Source organism: Trinickia mobilis (genome assembly GCF_017315705.1).
In the GTDB taxonomy this organism is placed as follows: domain Bacteria; phylum Pseudomonadota; class Gammaproteobacteria; order Burkholderiales; family Burkholderiaceae; genus Trinickia_A; species Trinickia_A mobilis.
Genome location: NZ_JAFLRF010000123.1, coordinates 1 through 1,059 on the forward strand (window position 1 = coordinate 1; position 1,059 = coordinate 1,059).

The window sequence follows — 1,059 nt, forward strand, 5'->3', positions numbered from 1 at the left end:
GCAGAAAAAACTGTGGACACACATGCTGCGCTCTCGACCATCGACAATCTATGTGCGCTTAAATTCGCGCTTACGAATTACTGCACTCTGTGTTCCCGTGATGACAAAGTCTGCATCAACCGTTGCAGGAGCCGAGCCAAAGTTGAAATCGAGGTAAGCAGTGCCTCTGCTTCTTATAAATCCCTGTTTTTCGCGTTCATTGCCGTAGAGGATGTACAGCTCGCCGTTAGAATATTGAAAGACGTCGTATTGGGTGCCGTTTTCAGACGCAGACCAATGAGCAGTACTCAGCTGCGCTACCTGCGATTTTTGAGCGACGGAGGAAGAAGGGGGGTCGCTGCCACCGCAACCGAAAATGGCGAGCATGAAAAAAATAATTGGAGCGCGTCTGATCGGATTTTTTATTTTATTCACTTCATCTTTCCTTGGTGAGTATTTTAGATTTTGGCTTTCAGCTGCCGCATATTGCTCGAGACGCTCGGGTAACATTAAGACTAAAATATGAGGCGCTGGTGTTTTTGCTCAGAGGCTGCAGGTCCAGTCATGTGCGGTGTGCAATGTGTCGCGTCGAGGAAAATCCTTCAAGAAACTTGCGCAGGGAAAGAAGGAGAATTTCCCATCCGAATGCAAATCGGCTCCTCCGTGCCCCTGAGTTAGATCGGCCTCTGCTTCCTTGTCACGGGTTGAAGTTACTTCGCATAATTAATTCCATAAATCTATATGGGTAGCTGGTTGAATGTGAAAATCGGTACCTTTTACTTAAATCTAATTATTAGGAATGCTAATGCATCGGGCAGTATAATTAACCTATTAATATTGTTGGTAGAGAATTTGCTGTGGGCGTATTAGCCGAGATCTCGGCCTGGCCGTATGTTGGGCCGGTGACGATGTGGCCCTTCATGCTCTTCGGGGGCGGATTGCCCGGTGTTTGCGGCGCGAAAGTGCAGGCGCTGATCGCGCGCACGGGAAAGGACGCGCCGTCACTCGTCGAAGACCTCGTGCCGAAGACGCTGTCGCTCACGACGCTGCAAAAGGTGCTGCAGAACCTGCTCGAAGAAG

General features: G+C 49.4%; 1 protein-coding gene and 1 pseudogene. One reads left to right on the top strand and one right to left on the bottom strand.

The window, feature by feature from the left end:
- Positions 1-48: 48 nt before the first annotated feature.
- Positions 49-414 (bottom strand): hypothetical protein, encoded by a 366-nt coding sequence (locus tag J3489_RS37245; protein WP_207005778.1) that lies wholly within the window; start codon positions 412-414, stop codon positions 49-51.
- A gap of 524 nt (positions 415-938) precedes the next feature.
- Here J3489_RS37245 and J3489_RS37250 point away from each other — a divergent pair.
- Positions 939-1,059: pseudogene (locus J3489_RS37250) on the top strand (FHIPEP family type III secretion protein); the annotation flags it as partial.